This is a genomic window from Legionella brunensis, assembly GCF_001467025.1.
GTDB classification, from domain to species: domain Bacteria; phylum Pseudomonadota; class Gammaproteobacteria; order Legionellales; family Legionellaceae; genus Tatlockia; species Tatlockia brunensis.
On record NZ_LNXV01000008.1, the window covers coordinates 58,818 to 83,771 of the forward strand.

Consider the following 24,954-nt stretch of genomic DNA (forward strand, 5'->3'; position numbering starts at 1 on the left):
TCTGCGGAATAGCTGGTTAAGGAAAATAAATATCAAAGCGTACAGTTTTTCCGGTAATAGTTGAACTCGGCTTCAAAATTGCAGATAAATGCTGCGGCCATTTCACCACCACCCTATTTTTAACCCTTGCTTTGGCGAGCTGTAGTAACTCAACTACATTATCATCTCGAGCAATTAACTGTTGTAATACCTGCATATTTTTTTTTACCAGTGCAGCCTTTTGCCGTTCTGGATGCATGGGATCGATGTAAATCACTTCAGGATACTCTGCTTCAGACAAACCCTGGAGAAAGTCAAAAGCATCAATATGACGTAATTTAAGATTCATCATTTGTTTAGAACGCTCGTCTCGATGAGCTAAAGCATCGTCTAACAATGCCGCCAGAATAGGTTGTCGCTCCAGCATGAGAACCTCAGCTCCAAAACTAGCCAATACTGCAGCATCACGTCCCCAACCTGCTGTTGCATCAATGATACGAACCGCCGGTGCTGGTTTGCAAGCACGAACCAAACCCTGTTTTTTTCCTGCATCGCGACGCTTCCGCCAAGTGGAGAGGGTAAAATCAGCGCACAAGGGGGCAAAATCATTCATCTTCAATACAAGCTTGTCAGCGGTTACTAATAGTTGTTGCTTGGCTAAATTATCAATAGGTAAATTTAATAGCTTGGCGAGCTCTTTTGCACGCTCTAATTGACCCTCACCGTCATAAGCAATAGCAATTTCATTAATCATTTGTAACCAGTAAAAAATCAACACACTCAGTTAATGAATGAAAAATGGGAACATAAGGATAATTCTGCAATCCTACTCGATCAGTCATGGGTGAGAGCACGACCATCGGCATTGCCCCTGAAGCTTCTGCAGCCTGGATATCGGAAACCCGATCACCAACAAAAGGCACACCGGTTAAAGAACTGTGCAGACGCTTGGCAAGAGCACGCAGCATACCAGGCTGCGGCTTACGACAATCACATCCAGCATCTGGCATATGCACACAATATTCAATGGCCTCAATCTCACCACCAGCAGCCCGCACTTCATGTAATAATTTCGCATGAATCGCTGCCAGTTCAGCTTCATCATAAAGTCCTCGTGAAACCCCTGACTGATTGGTAGCAACACCAATACGATATCCTGCTTTTGTCAAACGAACGATAGCATCGATGCTCCCGGGCAAAAAAATAAACTCCTCGACTGATTTAATATAGTGCAAGGAATCCTGATTAATTACCCCATCCCTATCTAGCAGGATTACTTTGTTCATTGATTTAACTGCAACAAAGAAATGTCCGCAACTCCCTGCAAGAGGTTTTGTAGACGAGCTAGTAACTGTAGTCTGTTTTTCTTGATTGCTTCTTCCTCCACCATAACCATAACATGCTCAAAAAATGCATCAACCGGCTCTCGCAAACTGGCAAGCTTTGTCAGAATATTTTTATAATCGGCTGCTTCATAAAGCGGCTTAACAGCCTCTTCCATCGTACGAAGATGAGTAAATAGCGATTTTTCTACACCTTCTTCAAGTAAGTCCTCATTGATAGGCATATTATTTATCGATAGCTCAGCTTGCTGCAATAAATTATTGACCCGTTTACAGGCAGCAGATAATACAATGGCCTCCGGAAGTAAAGTAAATTCAGCCAATGCCATGATACGTTTATCAAAATCATAAAGCCAATCTTCTTGCCGAGCACGTACAGCCTGAAAAAGATCGACACTAATATTTTGGCTATGGTAATAGGATTGCATTCGTTCAAGAATAAAAGGTTGCAATTCTGCTGTGGCAATAGTATCTCTAGGTAACTTATCCCCATAAATTTTTACTGTCTCAGCAATAAGATGCGATAAATTAAGTTTAGCCGGAGTCGAAATCAATAATCGCGCGACAGCTAAAGCATGGCGGCGCAATTTAAAAGGATCTTTTACTCCTGACGGCTTTTGTCCTATCGCAAAAATACCTACTAACGTATCCAATCTATCAGCCAATGACATCGCCAACCCTAGTGGAGAGTCTGGCAATTTGTCAGCAGCAAAACGGGGCATATATTGTTCATTTAATGAAACAGCGACCTCTATAGACTCCCCATCGTGACAAGCATAATAGTATCCCATCAAGCCCTGCAACTCAGGAAATTCTCCAACCATCCCTGTCATCAAATCACATTTAGATAATTGCGCTGCGCGACTGGCTTGCTGTTTATTTAAATTGAGAGGAGCACATAACATCTCTAGCACTTCCTGGACACGGTCAGTCTTATCACGCAAAGTACCTAATTTTGCTTGGAAGATAACCTTATCTGTCGCAGGAATATGATGGCTTAAAGGTTCTTTCTGGTCTTGATGAAAGAAAAAGGCTGCATCACTTAAACGTGCCCGCATAACCTTCTCATTTCCCATTGCCACTTGCTGCGGATTTGAACTATTAATGTTCGCAACTGTAATAAAATGAGGCAATAATTTTCCTGAGTTGCCTTGCAAAGCAAAACATTTTTGATGCGATTGCATTGAGGCAATCAAGGCTTCAGAAGGAACTTGTAGAAACTCTTGTTCGAAATTTGCGAGAAGAGCCTGTGGCCACTCAACAATTGACGTCACTTCATCAAGTAAATTTTCAGGCATGATTGGCTGAGCATTGTGTTTTGCTGCAAGCTGTTCCACTTGCTCACTAATCATTGCACGGCGTGTAGCGAAATCCGCAATAACATATGCTTGCCGTAATAATGACTCATAATCCTGAGGTTTAGCAATCTCCACAGCTTGTGGATGATGGAAACGATGGCCATAAGAAAGACGCCCCGTCTGCACGCCTAAAATTTCACTGAGAATTACTTCTTGACCGAATAATAATACAGCCCAATGAACTGGACGAGCAAACTCAGCGTCCCCACTCCCCCAGCGCATAGGCTTAGCAATCGGTAAATCACTAATTGCTTGTTCAATTAAATGCGGTAATAAATCTTTAGTTTTAGCGCCTTGACTTTGGGTTTCATAAACCAACCATTCGCCTTTATCTGTCTTACTAACAGAAAGCGCCTCTACCTCTACACCACAAGATTTGGCAAAACCAAGCAATGCTGGAGAAGGTTTCCCATTAGAATCATAGGCCGCTGCCACAGCAGGCCCTCGACGAGATAAAGTTTGACTTGGCTGTTCTTCCTGAAGCTCTGTGATTAGTACAGCTAACCGTCTTGGTGTGGCAAATGACTTAACTTTGCCATAGCTAAGTTGAGCCTTATCCATCGCTGCGAGAAGATTAGCAGTTAAAGCTTCAGTTAAAGGCCATACTGCACCAGAAGGAAGTTCTTCACATCCTAATTCAAATAGAAAATCATTTGCCATTAACACACCTTTTGCATAGGAAATCCCAGCGCTTCTCGCGCATCATAATAAGCTTGCGCGACCGCTCTTGATAAATGTCGTACTCGCAGAATATATCGTTGGCGCTCAGTGACGGAAATAGCCCGTCTTGCATCGAGTAAATTAAATGCATGCGAAGCTTTCATAACCATCTCATAAGCAGGCAGGGGAAGATTTAAGGCAACCAGTTTCTGTGCCTCTTCCTCATAATAGTCAAACTGCTTAAATAAAGCCTCTACATTGGCGTGCTCGAAATTATAGGCAGACATTTCAACTTCATTTTGATGAAAAACATCACCATAAGTGACTATATTTTGAGCTGTTTTACTCCAAGGCAACTCAAACAGATTATCAACCCCTAAAACAAACATCGCTATACGCTCAAGGCCATAGGTCAACTCGCCTGTAACTGGCTTACAAGCTAATCCACCTACCTGTTGGAAATAAGTAAACTGGGATACTTCCATGCCATTTTGCCAAACTTCCCAACCCAAGCCCCAAGCCCCTAGGGTTGGTGACTCCCAGTTATCTTCAACAAAGCGAATATCATCAGCAAGTGGATCCACACCAAGAGCACGCAAGGAATTAAGATATTTTTCTTGAATGTCCAAAGGAGAAGGTTTCAGTACCACTTGAAATTGATAATAATGCTGCACACGATTCGGGTTTTCACCATAACGTCCGTCAGTGGGTCGACGAGAAGGTTGTACATACGCAGCTGACCACGGCTCAGGTCCTATTGCTCGCAAAAAGGTAGCCGGATGGAAGGTGCCTGCACCAACCTCCATATCTAAAGGTTGCAATATTACACACCCTTGCGCCGCCCAAAACTGCTGCAACGTCAAAATAATTTCTTGAAATGTACTCGGCTTTGTCATATTTATCTCGATACTACTAGATGGCCCCGATAGTAACACTTTTTTAGTTTATAGAAGAAGAAAATACATCGAAATTTACGGCAAATGGCCGTCAAGATTGCCCAAGATTAATCCGCGATAGGGTTATTGCCTTATCACTAACAACCTAATCTGTAAACCCTATGAACGCAAAGCTACAACTTGGAGATTAAAGACACATACTGATTTGCAGACTACTCTGAATTTATGTCTAGCCCTCGTAGAGGACTAGACTAATTGCTCGTTAATTACTACTAGCAGTTTTTTTAATAATCTCTAGCAAAGATTCTTCACTTGCAGCACCAGGAATAAATGTCGGGGTGCTGTTAGACTTTAATTGTCCTGCAGGTGTAGCTGCAATAATAAAGGCCGGCGTGCCCATTAGATGCAACTTCTCTGCGAGTTGACGATTCGCATCCAAAGCATCCGTAACAGTTTTACTTTCCATGTCTGCTTTTAATTTTGTCATATCCAAGCCAATAGATTTAGCTGTATCCATGACAACTTGATCATTCAAACGCTTATCTTGCTTGATTAAAGCTTCATGCATTTCTTTATATTTGCCCTGCATGGCCGCAGCTAGCGCGACTCGGGAAGCCATATCAGAACTTTTACCGAATATAGGAAACTCTTTATAAACCACACGCAAGTTATTATCTTTTTTGATTAATTCACTGATGACAGGAGCCATTTTTTTACAATGGATACATTGATAATCAAAAAACTCAACTAAAGTCACATTCCCTTTGGGGTTACCAACGACGGTAAGGTTATCATTTAGTAATTGATTTGCATTATCTTTGATAGCAGCCTGAGCCTGCTCTTGCATGGCCTGTTGTTGTTTTTGTTGTAATGCCTGGGATGCTTCTAATAATACTTCTGGATTATTTACTAAATAATCATGGATTACCTTTTCGATTTCTTTTTTTTGTGTTGCAGACATAGCATCTGACGACGCACTAGCTGCGATAGCAGATGGTGATACCACTGCTGTTGCCAATACTCCAGCAGTCAATAAACTTGTAAATTTCACGCCCTTCCCCTTGTATTAAATTAATCATCTAAATTACGAAAAAATTACCGGGTCAGCCGTGAATACGCTCGATAACGGACCCTTAGATTTTCGCCAACAGAAACGTAGCACCTGCTTGAGTTAAATTCAATATTTATACTGCTGTAATAGCTTAAAAAGATGCGTAATCCTCAAGAAGCGTTAAATTAGCATAGGCTAAAACCAGCCATTTGGATCCGTGATCTGCAAATTTTACTTGCACACGCGTATGCGCTCCACTACCTTCAACAGCCAATACCACTCCTTGCCCAAATTTAGCATGACTTACATTCTGACCAAGTTTTAATCCAACCTCTTCTGCAGCCACTGCCGACATAGTCTTAGAAGACAATGGGGCTTGAAAGCGCGCTTTAACCCGAACCTCATCTAGCAGCTCTTCTGGTAACTCACGCAAAAAACGAGAACGACGATGGTATTCTTCACGACCATACTGACGACGCACTTCGGCATACGATAATACTAATTTTTCCATTGCTCGAGTCATACCAACATAACAAAGCCTACGCTCTTCCTCGAGGCGACCAGGTTCCTCAATACTTTGCTTTCCTGGGAATACCCCTTCTTCCATCCCGACTAAAAAAACCAAAGGAAACTCTAACCCTTTCGCCGCATGAAGAGTCATAAGGTGTACTGACCGCTCATCTTCAGCAGCCTGCATTTCGCCTGCTTCCAATGAGGCATGGGCGAGAAAAGCCACTAATAGAGGTAGCTCCTCTTCAATTTCTTGCTCATAGCGGAACTGTTTGGCAGCATTGACTAACTCTTGCAAGTTATCTAATCGTGACTCGGCTTTGTCTCCTTTGATTTTTCCAAAATGCGCGTACAAACCACTACTCTCAATCACTGTACCAATCTGCTCATCTAATTCTTGTTCTGCAGTATGCAATTGTAATGTTTCAATCAACTCAACAAATTTCGTAAGCGCAATAGCAGCACGATTAGGTAACAGCCCTTCCTTTAAAACAGCCTTTGCAGCCTGCCACAATGACATTTCTTCTGCCTTAGCAAGATGGCGCAACTCTTCAAGTGTTTTCTCACCAATACCCCGTGTAGGGAAATTAACAATCCGCTCAAATGCAGTATCATCGTAAGGATTAGCAATCAATCGTAAATAAGCGAGAGTGTCTTTAATTTCCGCACGTTCAAAGAAACGCACGCCGCCGTAAATGCGATAAGCAATTCCTGCTCGCAATAACGCCTCTTCAATTACTCGAGACTGAGCATTTGAGCGGTAAAGAATGGCAATTTCGTCGCTACTACGGCCATTATTAATTTCCATCATGATCCGCTCACTGACAAATCGAGCTTCATCTAATTCATTAAATGCACCGTAAACTGCAATCTTTTCGCCTGCAGCACCAGCAGTCCATAAATTTTTGCCCATTCGTGAATTGTTATGAGTTATCAAGGCATTGGCAGCATCCAAAATGGTGGATGTTGAACGATAGTTTTGTTCAAGACGAATAATTTTTGTATTCTTAAAGTCTTGCGAAAATTGCTGAATATTCTCAACCTTAGCTCCGCGCCAACCATAAATAGATTGATCATCATCCCCTACAGCCATTACGGAAGCATGCTCACCAGCAAGCAAACGGATCCAGGCATATTGAGTGGTATTGGTATCTTGAAACTCATCGACCAAAATAGCTTGAAAACGATGACGATAATGGGCCAGGATCTCAGGGTTATCTCGCAATAACTCATGAGTTCGTAAAAGTAACTCGGCAAAATCTATAACACCTGCAGTTTGACACGCCTGTTCATAACCCTTATAGATTTGTACTAAAGTGCGCGTTGGACCATAAGGTAAAATGTTAATATGCTCTGGCCTGAAACCTTCGTCTTTTTGACTGTTAATAAAAGCTTGAGCTTGCTTTACAGGCCATTGATCCTCATCAAGGTTCAAAGCAGCTAATACGCGTTTGATAACTCGCGCTTGATCTTCACTATCCAGGATATGAAATTGCTCTGGTAATTTTGCATCTTCATAATGGCGGCGCAGCAAGCGATGGCACAATCCATGGAAGGTACCTACCCATAAACCTACTATAGGTGTCTTTAGCATTGAACCTAAACGGGTTTTCATTTCGCCAGCAGCTTTATTAGTAAAAGTTACCGCAAGAATAGCATGAGGAGAAATCCCTTCTTGTTCGATAAGCCAGGCAATTCGACTCACTAACACTCGTGTTTTGCCACTTCCAGCCCCTGCTAAAACCAAGGTGTTTCCTACTGGTGCTGTCACCGCCTCACGCTGTCTTTCATTTAATTCTTCTAGCAGTGCTGTCATAACTTAAACTCAATAACTTAAAATGGCTCCATTATCTTAAATTTAGCAGCCAAAGACAAAACTTTGCGTAACTTAATTAGATTAAGGAGCAAGCTCCTTTCCAACTTGTAATTGACAGTATAAGATTAGGTAAAAAAATTTGAGGCATGCTATGCATTCTCTATATCCTGCCATTAAACCTTATAAACGTCATGAATTGCCTGTTGGCAAACCCCATGTTCTTTATATTGAAGAAATAGGAAATCCCAGAGGGAAACCTGTTATCGTGTTACATCCAGGCCCCGGAGCGGGTAGTAATGCTTACCTACGTCGTTTTTTTGACCCTCAAGCTTATCGCATCATACTGTTTGATCAGCGAGGCTGTGGTCGTTCTAGCCCGCATGGAGAACTACGTCATAATACGACACAAGATTTGCTCGATGACATTGATACAATTCGAGATTATTTGGGGATTACACGATTTGTGCTATTTGGTGGTGGTTGGGGAGCTCTTTTAGCATTACTTTATGCGCAACTTTTTCCGCATCAAATTGGGGCATTATTGCTACATCAAATTTTCTTGGGCCGACAAAAAGATATTGACTGGTTCTATCATGAAGGCTCAAATCTTTTTTTCCCGGATTATTGGCAAGACTTCATCAGCCTAGTACCTGAAGATGCTCATAATCTGCCAAAACATTATGCCGATATAATACAAGGCAATAATGAATTAGCTCGCATGAGTGCCGCAAAACATTGGGCTTTATGGCAAGCACGCTGCGGTAGTTTGCATCCACATCTTAGTATTATTGATCAATATTGCGTACCTCATTTTGCTTTAGCGCTGGCTAAAATCGAATCTCATTACGTCAATCACCACTATTTTATAAAGGAAAACCAGGTACTTTCTAATGCTAATAAAATAAGGCATATACCCACTTACCTTATTCATGGCCGTTACGATATGATTTGTCCCCTTGCAGGTGCCTGGGAGCTACACCAATCCTTGTCTGCCTCAAGTCTCATCATTGTTCGTGATGCCGGTCATTCAGAACGCGAAGCAGGAATTATTGACGCTTTAATTACAGCGAGCAAAGAAATTGCCCACCAGGATTTAGATGTATGTTGATAGTAGTACAACGAGCTCGAGAAGCTAGCGTGACAGTTAATGGCAAAGTCATAGGAGCCATTTCGCAAGGCCTTTTAATCCTTTGTGGTTTTGAAGCCGATGACAATCTACAAACTTTAATGCGCATGTTGGAGCGAACTCTGAACTATCGAATTTTTAGTGACGCTCAAGACAAGATGAACTTAAGCTTGAAAGACGTAGATGGAGGCTTGTTATTAGTCCCACAATTTACCTTAGTTGCCGATACCAAAAAAGGCTTACGTCCTAGCTTTTCATCAGGAGCATCACCCGCTTCCGGGCAAGAATTATTTGCAAAATTAGTCACACTTGCTCGAGAAAATTATACTCATGTTGCCAGTGGTCAATTTGGTGCCGACATGCAAGTGCATCTTTGTAATGATGGCCCTGTGACTTTTATTCTTAAATTTTAGAGACCAGCGTTAGCCATTTAGCATTCTAATCTACAACCCCGCGATCTTCGCCACGGGGATTTGATTATCACTCATCAACCCTTGAAATTCCGTCCAAAAGAGCATCACAAGATTTGTGAAGTTATTTCACATCTAAAGTATTCTAATAGACTTCGTTCCAAGCTCACTGTAGTTCCCAAGAGTATTAAACTGGTGTAACATCAATTTATGCAGCAAATCAAAAATTAGAAGAATCATGCGTTTAATTGTGCCTTTTGCGATCCTCATTAGCTCTTTAATGCTTTCTGCATGCATGACTAAAGGTTCTAACCCGGCAGATCCCTATGAATCCGTGAATCGCAAAGTTCACAACTTTAACATGGCTGTAGATGCTACCTTGTTAAGGCCCACAGCAAAATTTTATAAAGTGATTTTGCCACCCCAAGTTCGCGGTGGTATTAATAATGCTTACAACAACGTAGCAATGATCCCCACCGTTGCGAATGATCTTTTACAAGCAGAATGGCGCTATGCCATCAAAGACAGTTGGCGCTTTTTAATTAATTCAACCTTTGGAATTGCTGGGGTATTTGATGTTGCTGACAAGCATTTTGGCCTCCCCCCCCATTACAACGACATGGGCTTAACTTTTGCAAAATGGGGGGATAAAAAATCACCCTATCTTGTCATTCCCTTATTAGGGCCAAGTACTATACGTGATGGTATGGGAATGGTTTTTGATTATACATTGTTAAGCCCCTATGTTTACATTAATAATGATGCCGTCATTTGGGGACTTGCAGGCTTGAGATACGTCGACCTTCGCTCACAAATGTTTGAAACTGAAGCATTAATGAATGAAGCCTTAGATAAATATGCCTTTATTCGTGATGCCTATTTGCAGCACCGTAATTTTCGGATTACCGGAGAGCAACAGGAAACAGGCTCCTTATATGTCGACGATCAAGAGGAAATCGGTGATTATATTGATGATGATCCGACCCCTCCCCAAAAACCTGGATTAACTGATAGTTCTAAGCATGCTCCACGTAGCCCTGTATCAACCTGAAATACCACCCAATACTGGCAATATTATTCGTCTGTGCGCTAACAGTGGCGCACAGCTGCATCTTATCCATCCCTTGGGGTTTACCTTAGACGATAAACGGATGCGCCGTGCTGGTCTTGATTATCATGAATGGGCTAATGTAATTCATTATGATAGTGAGCAAAGTTTTATTGATAAGAATCAACAAAGACGGATTTTTGCTTGCTCAACAAAAGGTGAACAAGGTTACCACAATGTTGCATATCAAGATGAAGACCTGCTGCTTTTTGGTCCTGAAACACGAGGCTTACCGACAAATTTGCGAGAATGCTATACTGCTATTCGTATCCCTATGTGTTCTCATAGTCGCAGCCTTAATTTATCTAACTCTGTGGCAATTATTCTTTTTGAAGCATGGCGACAGTTGCAATTCATAGGAAGCAGCTAATCAAAATATAAAGGGCTATGAGTTTTTTTTCATTACTGCCTTTTCCAGACAATGCAAGTATTCTTGAGCTATCTCTAATCCTGTTTCTTTAGCGATCTCCTGTAAACAGGTAGGGCTTGTAACATTAATTTCAGTTAAATAATCTCCGATAACGTCAATACCGACAAAATACAGTCCTTTTGCTTTTAAAGTAGGTCCAATTTGTTCACAAATCCACCTATCTCTAGCGGTAATAGGAACTACTTCTCCTTTAGCACCAGCAGCAAGATTTCCTCGCAATTCCCCTTTAGCAGGAATGCGAGCTAAAGCATAAGGTACAGGCTCACCATTAATTAACAGAATTCGTTTATCTCCTGCGTTGACAATTTCTGGAATATAAAGTTGCGCCATGATGCTCGCTGTTTGCCCTTTTGTTAATACTTCCAAAATAACCGATAAATTAATCGCCTTTTCATCAACATGAAAAACAGAATTACCTCCCATGCCTTCCAATGGTTTAAAAATTACATTTTTATGTTCTTGCCAAAAGGCACGCAAGTGGGCAATATCACGGCTCACCAAAGTTGGCGGACAACATTGTGGAAAATTTAAAGTAAAAAATTTTTCGTTAGCATCACGAAGACTTTGCGGTTTATTGGCAACTAAAACACCCTCTTTCTCTGCCAACTCCAATGCATAGGTTGCATAAATGTACTCCATATCGAAAGGAGGATCTTTACGCATGAGAATAATATCCATTTCACTTAAAGCTTGCTCACCTATTTCCTTCGCTATAGCCCATTCTTTACTCATTAAATCGCCAATTGCAATGGTTAACATGCGAGCATAAGCACGCCCTTGACGACAAAATAAATCTGCTTGAGTAAAATAAAAACAAGACCATTCTAAAGCCTGGGCCGCTTTAAGCATCGCAAGGGTAGTGTCCTTATACGGCTTTAATTGATGTATAGGATCCATTAATACCGCAAGTTTCATTGCAAACTCCTAAATTTCTCAGTGAGAGAAATATTTTTATAACTTCCAGGTATCACCTGTGAATAGCCGCAATTTCTCTTGCAGCAGCCAACGCTGCTAAACGAGCTATTACACCATAAGCATAAAAACGATTAGGGCAGTCAATCACATCCAGGTCTCTACGAGGAGTATTACACGCTTGGGCAAAGGCCAAAGGCTCAAAATGCATACCAGGTGCATTCAAGTTTTCGTTGGTGCCACGTCCTTGATGAACTCGATAAAATCCGCCTACGACAAACTGGCCTATCATATAAACCACAGGTTCAGCCACAGAGCCATTTGGCATCGTTTCAAAAGTATAAACACCTTCTTGAACCATCACGCGCTCCACTTTACGGCTCCCTTTGCTGGCAGCCATGCGAGTACGTTGCTTGCGATTTAATTGTCTTAATTCTTCCCCATCATGAACCATCATAACACTCATGCCATAAGTACCATTATCTGCTTTAACCACAACAAATGGTTTTTCAGTAATACCATAAGTCTCATATTTGTCTTTTATTTGTGCTAGTAACTTGTCTGTTTCCTCTGCCAGGCTATCGATTCCCTCTTGGGCCATAAAATCAATCCCATCTACCGCGGTGAAATAAGGGTTGATTAACCAGGGATCTATATTTAGCAATTTTGCAAACTCAGAAGCAACCTCATTAAAGAAATGAAAATGACTAGATTTTAGCCGTGTCGCCCATCCTAATTTTGCTGTAGGCCTAATAGGCTGTTCTAACCCCTGTAGAATATCAGGTATTCCCGACGATAAATCGTTATTTAATAAGAGAATGCAGGGATCAAAATCAGGGAGGACCACTCGATTGCCTTGACGCTTAATAGGCTCTAGGCGCAAAAACCCTCCCTCTTCTAATGGAACCTCCTGGGGTTCAATTATTTCAGGATCAAGGCTACCCACACGGACTACAAACCCTGCCTGGACAAAAATGTCTCGCAGAATGCTTAAGCTTTGTAAATAAAACTGGTTGCGTGTATGGCTTTCAGGAATTAACAAAATCTTCATACAATTTGGTATGGAATCAACCATCACTGATTGGATCGCCTGCACACACAAAGGCAAAAAATCACGATTAAGATTATTAAATCCCGCAGGAAATAAATTCGTATCTACTGGGGCAAGTTTAAAACCTGCATGCCGCAAATCAACAGAGGATGTAATCGATGGCGGCGTTTCTTGCCATTTTTCCCTAAACCAAGATTCAATTGTAGCAACCTGATTTAAAATAATTTTTTCTACATGATGTAGAGGCCCACAATGTGCTGTGGTCAGATGAGGTACTGGTACATCATTAGCTTGCATACTCTCTCTCCTGCGAAAAATTATCAAGCGATGGTAACCTAAGGTTTGTTCGGAAGCAAAATATGAAATTCCTTTTTAATTTTAAATCTTTCATCTCTTCAGATGCAAAATCAGCTCAGAAATAGAATGATTACAAAATCAATGCACAATTTATTAAAACCATTGATTTCCCCCAAAATGTTTTTAAAGTGATAGAATAACTCCTTGTCAATTATAAGCTTTGAATTGGTATAACTGTGAATAAGCGAACGTTGCTTGCCTTATTAGTCTTAATATCATTAGGATTTATCTGGGGATCCGGTTATACGTTGGCAAGATATGCAATGACCAATGGAGTACCTGCTTTCGGTTATGCTTTTTGGCAATCTGCAGGTCCTGCTTTATTATTAACAGTAATTGGCTTAGTCACTCGAAACAGTGCTTTCTTACACCCGCAATATTGGCTTTATTTTCTAATCTGTGGTCTGGTAGGTATTACCATTCCTAATACGAATATGTACTTGATAGCCAGTCATATTCCAGCTGGACTACTTGCCGTACTGGTCAATACCGTTCCTTTATTGGTTTATCCAATGGCCTTGCTGGTAAAGCAAGAAAACTTTGATACCTGGCGCATGTTTGCCTTATTCATGGGAATGGGGGGCATTTTATTAATCATTGGGCCCACAATCCAAGGCTTGATATCTAGCTGGACTTTCTTGGCATTATTAAGCCCATTTGCCTTTGCCTTTTGCTCTGTTTATATCACTGTAAAACAACCACCTCACTTAAATGCCCTTGAGGCTGCTAGTGGAATGCTGCTGGCATCCACCCTGCTACTTTTACCGCTTGTTATACAACAGCATTCTTTTTACCCACTAACAGGCCCTCTTACTACAGCAAAACAAATTGTTATTCTGGAAATCTTTTTATCCAGTATTGGCTATCTACTCTTTTTTAACCTTCTTAGTCTTGCTGGCCCTGTTTTTTATAGCTTAACGGGGGGCATGGTCGCACTAACAGGATTATTCTGGGGATTCGTAGTCTTTAACGAATTCCCGAGTTTTCAACAAATCATAGCTATCATTTTGATTATTGCAGCCCTTTTTCTGCTATCATGGCGGCAATCCAGACAATTGCAGGAGGCTTTGTGACGGTAACTGACTTAGTTCAACAATACCAAGGACAGATACAAACTTTTCAATATCTCCTTATTTTAATAAATGCCCTATTGCATGTATTATTTGCCGGTGCAGTTGCCCGTGATGCAGGTAATTTATACCAACTTGGACAACGTCCCGCTTTAGTATCAGCAGCAACCTGGGCTTTTGCAACCTTAATTGGTGGTGTGATTACCGCCGCAATCTACTGGTTTATTCACCACTCAACACTGACAAGACCAGTTGTGAGAGACAGAGAGAACGCCTATGAACGAAAATAAAATAGCAACCATTAATGTGCAGGAATTAAAAAAACGTCTCGATGCCAATCCCACGTTGTGCTTAATTGACGTCAGAGAACACTACGAATGGCAGACTCTGCGCATTCCAGGTGCGATTCATATTCCTAAAGATGAATTGCCAAGCCGCATTGAAACTCACATTCCCGATCTTAATCAACCTGTTTATCTACATTGCAAAGGTGGTGTCAGATCTCTTTTCGCTGCCAATTATTTATTGGAGATGGGCTATAAAGAAGTATATTCAGTAGATGGTGGTATCATTGAATGGGTGATGCTTGGCTACCCAGTGGAGGAATAACACCCTGCCAAAGCAGGGTGCTTTATTTATTGTACTACAGGAGTCTTTTCTAATGTTTCTTCATCATCTTCTTCAGACTTCTTGTTATTGCCCCAAATCATATTGCCAAGGCTACTGAGGACAGAAGGACCTTTCTTACGCTCAGCTTCCAAGCGCTCACGCTCTTGTACATCATGTAACATTGATGCACGGCCTTCCGCAAAAACTTGCTTGCGAGCAGCACCACCCATGTCAATTGCTTTAATTTCAAATGCCACTAAATCCATTCCTTCAATCTTAGAGAAAGCATGTTGTTCCAGCATTTTATCAGTATGTCCAGAAGGGAATACAATATTAGTATAAAACTTCATTGCTTCGGAAATCATACGTGATGCATTATTTGCATCGATTAAATTGGCAGCGATGTCTTTTTTCTTATTTTCTTCGCGTACACCCATAGACTCTAACAACACATCGCGAAGAAGGCTACCACTTCTTGGCAATAGACCATCGGCTACGATATGCATCAAACCAGTTAAAATAGTAGCCTTTAATTTGTCGTCAGCTGATTTGGATGGCAAGCTGTCGATTTGCTTGATTGCCAGTTGCAGGAACTCAACAAATCCACGTCGGTGAGGGGGTAACTTCTCTACTGATGCAACTTCATGATGTCCTAAAAAAGTAAGAATTCCGCGATCAAAACTCTTTTTTATCTCATCATATGACGTCAATGTAAAACCCATCTTTACTCTCCTTAACTCCATTAATAGGTTGTGGTGTAATCATTCACCGCCAACCAGTGTAAACCAATTTTAGACATTCGTCATGGGTTTTCTTTAAACGGATTAATCAATTTACAAGCTACTGATTAAATTAAAAAATAAACTGATCATTTTTAGTCTCAACAAACTGTTTAATTGTTTTCTAACTAAACAAATGCGTTTTCAACAGAAGTTTTCTGTTTATGAGCTCATTAATCATGATTAGTATTTTGTCAGTTGAATGAAATTTTTATTTACCCACTCAATAAACTACTTTACGATGCCGTGATTTATTTTTGTTGAGAACATCATGAAAAGAGTATTGACACTGTTATTCATTCTTTCCTCGACGTTGGTTTTCGCAACCCCCAAGCAACCCAAATTAGTAGTTCAACTTGTTGTTGATCAATTAAGAGGGGATTTAATTAATCGATATCATCAAAAATTTGGTCCTAATGGCTTTAACTATTTGCTCGACCACGGCCTTGATTATCATAATGCCCACCATCCGCACGCCAATACCGTCACTTGTGCTGGCCATGCAACCATAGCCACAGGCAGTTATCCAGCCTTGCATGGAATTGTTAACAATGATTGGTACGATAGAAAATTGCAGCATCCCATTTACTGTGTTGAAGATCCGCAAAGTCCTATTTTAACAACGATACGCTCACAAAAACCGGTTGTCGGCCGCTCACCACGTAATCTCATAGCTTCAACATTAAGTGATGAGATTGTCTTGTCACAAATAGGCCGCGCCTTTGCCGTTTCATTAAAAGATCGCTCCGCAATCACATTAGCCGGCCACGCAGGAAAAGCATTTTGGTTTGATAAAGAAAATGGCGGCTTTGTCACAAGTCAGCATTATTATTCAACCTATCCGCAATGGGTTAACACTTGGAATAGACATTACGAAACCAAAGATGAGACCTGGAATTTAAGTGCGCCTGTGACAACTTACACTTATGCAAAAGCACCAACATTCCAAAACCGCTTTAAAGAATTTGGAGCCTCATTCCCTCATCACCTAGGCTCTCCTAATTCAGAAACTTATTACAAGTTTTTATCCATGACCCCTATTGCCGATGAATTAACTGCGGATTTCGCTATCTCTCTTCTGACCAATGAAAAACTGGGCACCACAAGCGAGAAGGTTGATTATTTAGCAATAAGCTTTTCTGCGGTTGACGCAATAGGTCATCAATTTGGTCCTAACAGTCTTGAGTCTGAAGATAATCTCTTAAGACTTGATAAAACGCTAGCGAAGTTATTAGCTGCAATTGATAAACAAGTTGGGCTAGATAATACCCTGATTGTTTTAACTGCTGACCATGGAGTAAGCGACTCACCAATTTATCTAGCCTCGCATAACATTAAAGAAAACCACTCGCTAAAAATTCCGCAAATGCAAACAATTATCGAGCAAACGCTGGCTAAACACTTTAAACTCCCAGCAAACACTTTACAGGCGATTGCTTTGCCCTATGTTTATCTTAATCATGACGTCATTAATGAACATCAATTATCCATTAATGCCGTAAGTAGTTATTTAGCGGAAACCTTACGTCAGCAGCCAGGTATTTTCCAGGCTTATACTCTGCCTTTAGCCAATACTGAACATGATTGGTTGAGTGCAAAAGTAGCCAAGATGGTCTTTCCCAAACGTTCTGGTGATATTTATCTTGTTCCTCCACCCTATCAAGCCCTTGCTGACAAGAGTGAACAACGTGTATCCCATGGAACACCCTGGCAATATGATAGCTATGTTCCCTTATTATTTGTCAATGCGGCTTTTAAAGCCCAGCGTATTACCAAACCGGTGAATACCACAGATATTGCCCCAACTTTAGCCGCGATTTTATCCATCAAATCACCTTCTGCAGCTATCGGCCAGCCCTTACCCGAGGTTATCAAAGCTTTTCAAAAGAAAGCTTGAAATTAACAAAGGATGCCCCTACTTTAAAACACAGGGGCATTTTAAATCGGATATTAAAATGAATAATGTGAAAACCTTTGTGTTACTTGCGGCTTTAACTGCACTATTACTTGTTATTGGGAATGCTTTAGGTGGACGCGCAGGCTTAATCCTTGCTTTTGGTTTTGCCCTTATTATGAATTTTGGTGCTTATTGGTATTCGGATACTATTGTTTTGCGGATGTACAATGCACAACCACTGGATACTACCCATCCCGTCTATCAAATTATCAGGGATCTTTCCCAAAAAGCACAAATCCCCATGCCCAAAGTTTATGCCGTTGATAACCCGACTCCTAACGCCTTTGCTACCGGGCGTAATCCTGAGCATGCCAGTATTGCCGTGACAACAGGTCTTTTAACACGCTTGACGCAAGAAGAGTTAACCGGTGTTTTAGCACATGAAATGTCTCATGTTACTCATCGCGATACTTTAATCAGTGTTATTGCCGCCACCCTGGCAGGTGCTATAAGTAGCATTGCCAATATGTTTATGTGGACCTCTGCCTTTGGTGGAAATTCAGATGAAAATAGGCCTAATGCTTTTGCAAGTATTTTGATGATGATTTTAGCTCCTTTAGCAGCAGCATTAGTACAGATGGCTGTTTCTCGTTCTCGTGAATATGAAGCCGATACAGGCGGCGCAAAATTGTGCGGCCATCCTTTATGGCTAGCTAGCGCACTGGGTAAATTGGAAATGGCGAATCAACAAGGTCAATTTCAACAAGCAGAGGCCCATCCCACAACAGCGCATCTTTTTATTGTTAATCCGTTAAGTAGCGAACGATTAACCAGTTTGTTTGCTACTCATCCACCTATTAGTGATCGAATTCAGCGTTTAAAAGAAATGGCCGGTATTCATCGATAATAAAACGGATTGAATTCATGATAATTTCTGCAGCAACTGACTACCGCAAAATTGCCAAACGTAAACTTCCTCGATTCTTGTTTGATTATATTGATGGCGGTGCTTACGCAGAATATACACTGAGAGCCAATATTACCGATCTTGCTGAAGTCACTTTACGGCAACGTGTGTTAAAAAAAATAGAATACCTAAACCTTGAAACTGCATTGTTTGGGCAAAAGCTCGCCATGCCAATAATATTAGCACCGGTAGGTATTACTGGGATGTATGCTCGCCGTGGTGAAGTACAGGCTGCCAAAGCTGCTGCTAATAAGAAAATACCATTTACACTATCGACAGTTTCTGTATGTTCCATAGAAGAAGTTTCTTCACAAAGCTCTCAGCCCATCTGGTTTCAGCTTTATGTGCTTAAAGATCGCGGCTTTATGAAACATGTGCTTGAAAGAGCCCAAGCAGCAGGTGTTCAAAATCTTGTTTTTACGGTAGACATGACACTGCCTGGAGCAAGATATCGTGATGCCCATTCAGGCATGTCTGGTCCTTTAGCTAAGCCAAGACGTCTGCTGCAAAGCATGCTAAAACCTGGCTGGGCTTTGAAGGTAGGGATGATGGGGCGCCCACATATCCTTGGGAATATCTCAACGTATTTAAACAAGAATATAGGATTGGAAAACTACATTGGATGGCTCACTAAAAATTTTGACCCCTCCATTAGCTGGTCTGATTTAGAATGGATACGTGATTTTTGGAAAGGTCCCATGATGCTTAAAGGCATCCTCGATCCTGAAGATGCAAAAGATGCAATAAAATTCGGTGCCGACGGCATTATCGTTTCTAACCATGGAGGACGACAACTCGATGGCGTATTGTCAACAGCGAAAGCTCTGCCAATAATAGCCGATGCGGTAGGCAATAATGTTACTCTTCTTGTGGATTCCGGAGTACGTTCTGGTCTTGATGTGGTACGGATGCTGGCTTTAGGGGCCAAAGCAGTTTTGTTAGGACGCTCACCTGCCTATGCCCTGGCAGCAAAGGGGCAAGCCGGTGTTGAGAACCTTCTTAATATTTTTGCGGATGAAATGCGGATTGCTATGGCATTGACCGGGGTCACCTCTATTGCCCAAATTAACAAATCCAACCTTGTTTCATCTTAAAAAGATGGGAATTATGGTAAGATAAAAAAGGTGAAATCTGATTAGCTGTAATCATTTATGTTGCTTTTCATGATTTATTAGCCATCGCTTACGTGCAAGACCACCGCCATATCCACCCAACTCACCATTGCTATTAATAATTCGATGGCATGGGATAATAATAGCAAGTTGATTAGCCCCATTCGCGTTGGCTACTGCCCTATACGCAACGGGACGCCCCACCACAACAGCTTGCTCGCGATAGCTTCGGGTTTCTCCATAGGGAATGCGACATAACTCTTCCCAGACACTTTTCTGAAAAGGGCTGCCTAACAGAAATACAGGCGTTTTAAACCTTTGCAAACTACCTTCAAAGTAGGCTGTTAACTCTTGTTCAATCAAAACAATAGGTTCAGTTGTCCCTGGAATAATTGCTGCTTTTAAACGCTGTCTTAGCCGCTCAATTTTCCGCTCTAATCCTCGACGATCAACAAACTCTAAAAGATAAAGTACCTCGTCATTGGCGATTGCAACCATAGGACCAAGAGGCGTATCTAGCCATGATGACTTTAAGACTTGGGACTGTTTCTTCATTAAAGAGGGGGAAGCACCCATGATTTTTGAAAATGCATCCCGAAATCCGCTACTCGATTCAAATCCGGCATCCAGTTGGGCACCAATAACCGATTCACCTTGACGAATTTGCTTCAAAGCTAAACCCAAACGTCGTGCACGGGCATATTCTACAAAAGTCATACCAAATCGCTTTTTGAATTGGCGGCGCGCCGTTGAAACATCAATAGACAAAGCATCAAAGTCACTTTCTCTCCATCGTTTGGCAGGATTTAACTCTATAGCCTCAACTAATAAGCGAACGGTATCGGATACTTGATTGGGATTTGAGAGAGGTCGGCATCGTTTGCAGGGTCGATAGGAAGCAAGAAGAGCTTCTTGTGCCGTCTTATAAAATTCACAATGCTCAAACTTGGGTTTTCTTGCAGGACAAGATGGTCGACAAAAAACTCCTGTCGTTTTAACCCCCACATAAAAAACACCATCGTAATTTTTGTTTTTATCAAGTAGAGCTTGATAGTAATCGTTTTTTATCTCGCTGGTGAACATAGAAGTTGTCATTAATTAACTGATACGTCAACTATAGCAATCTTAGTAAATAATGCCGCCGAAATTCAGGCAGTGATTTTTTTACACCAATTTTTCATTATTTTATGGAGCATTACCATGCCCGCTTTGCAAAAAGTCACTTCGTCATTAATAAGAATTTTCTGTAAGATTAATGTTCTCTTAATAATAAAATTGTACCATTAATAGCCAATCCCACTCATCCACAACCTCCCTCTGTGGTAACTAAATTTTAAGGCTACGCGTGAAAAAATTTGAACAATTACTCAATCAGAGTTTATCTACAGAAAGAAAAGATGCCTTCCTCTACCCCTTCCCGCAATCCTTTCTATATTACGATATCAAAATCAATCTAAATACAACCTCTTTTATGGTCAATGGCAAGCAAGTAATTAAATTAAGACTGCTTTATCAACCTATTGTAAAAAATTGTATATTGGGAGGCGGTGACCAACCTGCCAATGGTGCATGTTATATAATCCATCAGAATGGACAAAAAGAAATATACTCGGTCATTCCGGAAAAATTAGAAGCAATCCACGATTTTTTTAAACACTATTGTCCTGGCGCTATTCAAACCTTTGCCAGGATGGATAAAAAATCCATGGATTGGCAAGCACACTCGATGGTTTCTTATTATCAAAAACAAAGAACCAATCCCACATCATTTTATTCTGAACTGCATGAAAAAATTATCATTGGTATCGAATCCTTTGTGTCCAAGACGAATGGCAAAGGTATTAATGTCATTGATGGCGGTTGTGGTGATGGGAAACTTTTAAAAATGATAGAAAGTCGATGGATAAATAACCTGACTGTGCCTGTTAAACTGGTCGGTTTTGATTTTAACCCCGATAATATTACTGACTGTTTGAATAACTATTACGGCAAATGTAACTTTCTTCCAGGCGACTTACTAAAGCTTGATGAAGTTATAGCAAAAGCTAAAGCCTTAAAATGGTTAAACCCAGATTGGCCCAGCGTTTTGATCCTCTCAGGTTCACTTACTCGCCTCGTTTTAAAAGATGGTTTTCAAGCTGGATATGTCTTAATGAAGGCAGCAATCAGTGAAGTGGATTACTTAATTGGGGGTGGTGTTGGTGAACCCTTAATTACCTCCGGAATGGCCAAGCGTCTTGGCTACCAGGAAAATTTGTCTCATCCTGCTGCCGATGGCCACAATTTCTTTGCTTATCAAATATTGCCCGTCGCAGAAATTGAAAAAACTAAACTTGCTAAATTGCGCAGAAACAATTTCCTCGATCTATCACTTTCACCTCATCCAGGGAATATGCTTTTAACCATGCAACCTTATTTAAGAGAACATACGACAATCGATTTATCATTTGTTCCCTTAACAGATAAACTCATTAGAACCTTAAACTCTATTGTATCCAAAAATCCCTCTCTAAAATTAATCTTTTGGCATCCTGATGAAGCTGCCGTTAAACAGTTTTTAAAAATTTTTTTCCTGCAAGCAGAAGTATCAGTGAAAATCGTCAGCCAAGACGCAACCTTAATATCTTCCCGAAGATTCTTCACCCAATTGCAGGCGAGAGAGGAAAATGACACCGAAGAGGAATTAATTAACGATTTCATTGTGGAGTATGCCAGTGAACAGATTTCATCTTCTCATAGCGATTTTAAAACAACACAACTTAAGGGCTTGCAACAAGCCATTGCAAACACTAGAAAAAGGAATATCAAGATTGAGACATCTGATGATGACCAAGCCATTCTGATTATTAAGCCAGAAGATATGGAGCAGTTTAAGCATCATTTGCATCAGTATATTGTTTCTTTGGAAAGAACCTTTTATTCCGGTGACTTATCACAATTACCAATGCTGGTGTATTGGTATAAACATGGTTTTAGTTTTAGATATCCTGCTGATTATGATATCAAGATTGAACCTGTAGGTTGGCTCACTGATGAAATAAAAATTTATTCTCACTTAGCTAGTAAGCATGCAAACATTTTCACAACTTCGGCAATGAAAATGTTAGCGCATTGGGCAATACACACTAAAACCAAACCTCACACTCCTGAAAGGAGTGATGCCATGACTCTGTTGGAGTCTTTTTGGCCAACAAACGGATTGTCTATAGCTCCTCAAGCTATGGCTATGGGTAGTTAACCTCTAAATTCATAATGCCCCTTGATAGCAAAGAGTCATTGAACTTATCTTGGCTTCTATAGCCACTTTTTGTACCTAAAAAATTTATAAGAAAATGTTGCCGATAGAAACATTAGTATAAGTGCTAACAAATAACCCCATTTCCAGGATAGCTCTGGCATGAATTTAAAATTCATGCCGTAGATACTCGCAATAAGTGTTGGCGGTAGAAAAATAACCGCAGCAACAGAAAGTATTTTAATGATGGTACTTTGATCAATGCTTATCAATCCTAATGTAGCATCCAATAAAAAACTCACTTTAGTTGAGATAAAATTCGCATAATCACTTAATGCCTCTATATCTGTAGTGATTGCATCTATTCTTAATTTTTTTTCTTCCTCTATACCTTCTTCTGCCTCTATCGATTGCGAAAAAAAACTAACTAGACGATTAAACGTGACCAAACTATCGCGAGCTTTATTGTTAAGATCGGCGTAAAAACCAATTTTACGAACTACAGTCTGATAATTGATCTTTTTAGCTTTTTTAGTTAAGTAGCCTTGGCCAAAAATTTTTTGCGAAATATCATCAAGTTCTTTGCCAACTAACTCCAAATGATCAGCAAGCCTATCAATAATTGCTTCTAACAAACCAGTGAATAAAACATTCACATCATCATGCTCCAACTCATAGTCTGCCACTTGAGAAACGAATAAAGGAAATGCCTGTGGTTCTATATAACGTATTGTGATTAACTTTTCTTCAGTAACAATGAAGGTAACTGGTTCATGGATGGGTTGTGGGGAAGTTGAATGAGCAATCATCATGGCAGTCATAAATAACGTATTATTGCGCTTATACAAGCGACTCGATAATTCAATTGATTTCATCTCCTCTTGCGTAGGGATATCTATTGCAAACGTTTCTTCAAGCAGTTTTTTCTCCTGCCTAGAAGGATGAATCAAATCTAACCACAGTGCCTTTTCAATTAATTTTAAATTTTTTCTTGCCAGTTTATAAGAAACCAGTCTTTTTTTATTCATGTAGGCAGTAATCATGGTTTACTCCCAACGAAGATCATTTTTCTTATCGGCAAATTTTGAAAAAACTGAATTTAGATTTACCTAATGATATGATAAAACTTAACTTATTGATATATTTAATAATTATTCTTATAAAATGATCATTTAAATCATTCAAAAGCAGCATGTTCTTTACTATTACGCCTTATTTATATTCGTTTTTGTCCAATACAAAACTTCTTAGTCACAACTCATTGCCACCCTTTAATATTCACTTAAGTCTAGTCAACTATAATTGCAAAATACACATAAAAACAGCTGGTTGTTTAAAATGGTCTCAATTAATGCTTCTTTGTTTGCCCATATACAAAATGACGCAAACCTTTCTGGTACCTATAAGCTTGAAGGTAATCACTTTTCCAACACCGTATTATACCTCAAAGAATACTTAGAAAATCTTAAGCGGAAAGGCGGTAAGGGGTTTCCTCCTGGATATGAAGTATTGTTCAAGGATATGAGCTCTTTACTCAAGACCGAGCAAGCATTGGATAGGATTGCTAAAGGATCTCAAATCCCCAAAGAAATTGAAAAGCTTGGTAGTGGCATTGCCAGCGAGCTCCAAAACTTACCGGTAGGGCAGAAACTATTAATGCCAGGTGGATGGTCAAACCGCAGTGGCGGCCATGGTATGGTTTATCAATTTGTTCGCACTGAAGATGGCGGTTATGAGTTTACCGTTTTCAACGCAGGCGGCGGAATTAACCACCACCATAAAGGCTCAGGTGAAACCAAGGAATTATATAACCCGGTAAAGACTTGGAAAATCCCACCAATAGGTAAAGGTAAAGGTAACGCGGATAAGACTGAGGTTGGTCATTTTATTACCCGTCTCCTTAAAGCAAGAATTCCTACTGACGACCGAAAAAAGCCAATTAATGGAGACATTCTTTATAACGAAATCCTCTCTACGATTAGCTATATCAAAGGTGTGGAGCAAGAGCCCAGCGCTATTCCTAAACATGCCTATACCGGCGGACAACTCTCAGGTACCTGTACGCAACGCTGTCTTCATCAAATGCTTAAAATCAATTCGCCATCTGTTGATGAGTATGAGCAATTTATTTTTGAATTTAAACATCATGCCCTTAGAGATTATATCGATGCTTGTATTAACCAAAAAGGCGGTGAAAAGCTGACACGCGCGTCGCTAAAGCAAATTAATCTGGCAATAGAAAACAATTTGAAAATATTAAAAACTGAGGGACTTTTTG

At 40.5% G+C, this 24,954-nt stretch carries 23 protein-coding genes; 12 read left to right on the top strand and 11 right to left on the bottom strand.

Annotation, left to right across the window (positions count from 1 at the left end):
• Window positions 1-16 precede the first annotated feature (16 nt).
• The 6 genes from Lbru_RS05400 to uvrD all read right to left on the bottom strand — a co-directional run bounded on the left by Lbru_RS05400 (window position 17) and on the right by uvrD (window position 7,613).
• Window positions 17-730 (bottom strand): class I SAM-dependent methyltransferase, encoded by a 714-nt coding sequence (locus Lbru_RS05400; RefSeq protein WP_420795314.1) that lies wholly within the window; start codon window positions 728-730, stop codon window positions 17-19.
• Entirely contained in the window at window positions 726-1,265 is a 540-nt protein-coding gene (gene gmhB / locus Lbru_RS05405; protein WP_058441170.1) for a D-glycero-beta-D-manno-heptose 1,7-bisphosphate 7-phosphatase, read from the bottom strand. The genes Lbru_RS05400 and gmhB overlap by 5 nt, the downstream gene beginning before the upstream one ends.
• Window positions 1,262-3,340: a glycine--tRNA ligase subunit beta gene (gene glyS, locus Lbru_RS05410; protein WP_058441171.1), complete on the bottom strand. Its 2,079-nt coding sequence runs from the start codon at window positions 3,338-3,340 to the stop codon at window positions 1,262-1,264. The genes gmhB and glyS overlap by 4 nt, the downstream gene beginning before the upstream one ends.
• Window positions 3,340-4,236 carry a glycine--tRNA ligase subunit alpha gene (gene glyQ, locus Lbru_RS05415; RefSeq protein ID WP_058441172.1) on the bottom strand — a complete coding sequence of 299 codons (897 nt, stop codon included), beginning with the start codon at window positions 4,234-4,236 and terminating at the stop codon, window positions 3,340-3,342. The genes glyS and glyQ overlap by 1 nt, the downstream gene beginning before the upstream one ends.
• A 262-nt stretch (window positions 4,237-4,498) precedes the next feature.
• Complete coding sequence (locus Lbru_RS05420; RefSeq protein WP_058441173.1) at window positions 4,499-5,287, bottom strand: DsbA family protein; 789 nt, start codon at window positions 5,285-5,287, stop codon at window positions 4,499-4,501.
• Between the two features lie 151 nt (window positions 5,288-5,438).
• Entirely contained in the window at window positions 5,439-7,613 is a 2,175-nt protein-coding gene (gene uvrD / locus Lbru_RS05425; protein ID WP_058441174.1) for a DNA helicase II, read from the bottom strand.
• A gap of 151 nt (window positions 7,614-7,764) precedes the next feature.
• Here uvrD and pip point away from each other — a divergent pair, with 151 nt between their 5' ends.
• The 4 genes from pip to trmL all read left to right on the top strand — a co-directional run bounded on the left by pip (window position 7,765) and on the right by trmL (window position 10,627).
• Window positions 7,765-8,721 (top strand): prolyl aminopeptidase, encoded by a 957-nt coding sequence (pip, locus tag Lbru_RS05430; protein ID WP_058441175.1) that lies wholly within the window; start codon window positions 7,765-7,767, stop codon window positions 8,719-8,721.
• Window positions 8,715-9,152, top strand: a complete 438-nt coding sequence (gene dtd / locus Lbru_RS05435) for a D-aminoacyl-tRNA deacylase (protein ID WP_058441176.1) — start codon at window positions 8,715-8,717, stop codon at window positions 9,150-9,152. Before pip ends, dtd begins: the two co-directional genes overlap by 7 nt.
• Before the next feature lie 235 nt (window positions 9,153-9,387).
• Entirely contained in the window at window positions 9,388-10,200 is an 813-nt protein-coding gene (locus Lbru_RS05440) for an MlaA family lipoprotein (protein WP_083500832.1), read from the top strand.
• The gene (trmL, locus tag Lbru_RS05445; protein ID WP_058441177.1) at window positions 10,172-10,627 is read left to right on the top strand and encodes a tRNA (uridine(34)/cytosine(34)/5-carboxymethylaminomethyluridine(34)-2'-O)-methyltransferase TrmL; all 456 of its coding nucleotides are present in this window, start codon (window positions 10,172-10,174) and stop codon (window positions 10,625-10,627) included. The genes Lbru_RS05440 and trmL overlap by 29 nt, the downstream gene beginning before the upstream one ends.
• 15 nt (window positions 10,628-10,642) lie before the next feature.
• On the opposite strand, the gene gshB is transcribed toward trmL, so the two are convergent.
• Together gshB and gshA are read right to left on the bottom strand one after the other, a co-directional pair.
• Entirely contained in the window at window positions 10,643-11,602 is a 960-nt protein-coding gene (gene gshB, locus Lbru_RS05450; RefSeq protein WP_058441178.1) for a glutathione synthase, read from the bottom strand.
• 52 nt (window positions 11,603-11,654) lie between these two features.
• Window positions 11,655-12,947 (bottom strand): glutamate--cysteine ligase, encoded by a 1,293-nt coding sequence (gene gshA, locus Lbru_RS05455; RefSeq protein WP_058441179.1) that lies wholly within the window; start codon window positions 12,945-12,947, stop codon window positions 11,655-11,657.
• A gap of 236 nt (window positions 12,948-13,183) precedes the next feature.
• Between gshA and Lbru_RS05460 the strand changes: the two genes are divergently transcribed.
• From Lbru_RS05460 to Lbru_RS05470, 3 genes are read left to right on the top strand one after another with little or no spacing between them, the layout of a single operon-like run.
• The gene (locus Lbru_RS05460) at window positions 13,184-14,080 is read left to right on the top strand and encodes a DMT family transporter (RefSeq protein WP_058441180.1); all 897 of its coding nucleotides are present in this window, start codon (window positions 13,184-13,186) and stop codon (window positions 14,078-14,080) included.
• Window positions 14,077-14,367 (top strand): hypothetical protein, encoded by a 291-nt coding sequence (locus tag Lbru_RS05465; RefSeq protein ID WP_238583826.1) that lies wholly within the window; start codon window positions 14,077-14,079, stop codon window positions 14,365-14,367. The genes Lbru_RS05460 and Lbru_RS05465 overlap by 4 nt, the downstream gene beginning before the upstream one ends.
• On the top strand, window positions 14,354-14,686 hold the full coding sequence (locus Lbru_RS05470; protein ID WP_058441182.1) for a rhodanese-like domain-containing protein: 333 nt from the start codon (window positions 14,354-14,356) through the stop codon (window positions 14,684-14,686). The genes Lbru_RS05465 and Lbru_RS05470 overlap by 14 nt, the downstream gene beginning before the upstream one ends.
• Window positions 14,687-14,712: 26 nt before the next feature.
• Here the strand turns inward: Lbru_RS05470 and Lbru_RS05475 are convergent, their stop codons facing one another.
• Entirely contained in the window at window positions 14,713-15,408 is a 696-nt protein-coding gene (locus tag Lbru_RS05475; protein ID WP_058441183.1) for a hypothetical protein, read from the bottom strand.
• A gap of 328 nt (window positions 15,409-15,736) precedes the next feature.
• Between Lbru_RS05475 and Lbru_RS05480 the strand changes: the two genes are divergently transcribed.
• The 3 genes from Lbru_RS05480 to lldD are packed head-to-tail and all read left to right on the top strand — an operon-like array spanning window position 15,737 to window position 19,423.
• Window positions 15,737-17,362, top strand: coding sequence for an alkaline phosphatase family protein (locus tag Lbru_RS05480; RefSeq protein ID WP_058441184.1), 1,626 nt, complete (start codon window positions 15,737-15,739; stop codon window positions 17,360-17,362).
• A 58-nt stretch (window positions 17,363-17,420) separates the two neighbouring features.
• Complete coding sequence (htpX, locus tag Lbru_RS05485) at window positions 17,421-18,269, top strand: zinc metalloprotease HtpX (protein ID WP_058441185.1); 849 nt, start codon at window positions 17,421-17,423, stop codon at window positions 18,267-18,269.
• Window positions 18,270-18,286: 17 nt separating this feature from the next.
• Entirely contained in the window at window positions 18,287-19,423 is a 1,137-nt protein-coding gene (lldD, locus tag Lbru_RS05490; protein ID WP_058441186.1) for an FMN-dependent L-lactate dehydrogenase LldD, read from the top strand.
• A 51-nt stretch (window positions 19,424-19,474) separates the two neighbouring features.
• Here lldD and Lbru_RS05495 read toward each other — a convergent pair whose 3' ends face one another.
• Window positions 19,475-20,524: a bifunctional transcriptional activator/DNA repair enzyme AdaA gene (locus Lbru_RS05495; protein ID WP_058441187.1), complete on the bottom strand. Its 1,050-nt coding sequence runs from the start codon at window positions 20,522-20,524 to the stop codon at window positions 19,475-19,477.
• Window positions 20,525-20,786: 262 nt separating this feature from the next.
• On the opposite strand from Lbru_RS05495, the gene Lbru_RS05500 reads away from it, so the two are divergent.
• Window positions 20,787-22,679 (top strand): class I SAM-dependent methyltransferase, encoded by a 1,893-nt coding sequence (locus Lbru_RS05500; protein ID WP_058441188.1) that lies wholly within the window; start codon window positions 20,787-20,789, stop codon window positions 22,677-22,679.
• Window positions 22,680-22,735: 56 nt separating this feature from the next.
• Here Lbru_RS05500 and Lbru_RS05505 read toward each other — a convergent pair whose 3' ends face one another.
• Entirely contained in the window at window positions 22,736-23,719 is a 984-nt protein-coding gene (locus tag Lbru_RS05505; protein WP_058441189.1) for a magnesium transporter CorA family protein, read from the bottom strand.
• 295 nt (window positions 23,720-24,014) lie between these two features.
• Here Lbru_RS05505 and Lbru_RS05510 point away from each other — a divergent pair.
• Window positions 24,015-24,954, top strand: a 940-nt coding sequence (locus Lbru_RS05510) for a hypothetical protein (RefSeq protein WP_193786911.1), incomplete at its 3' end; no start/stop codon positions are given.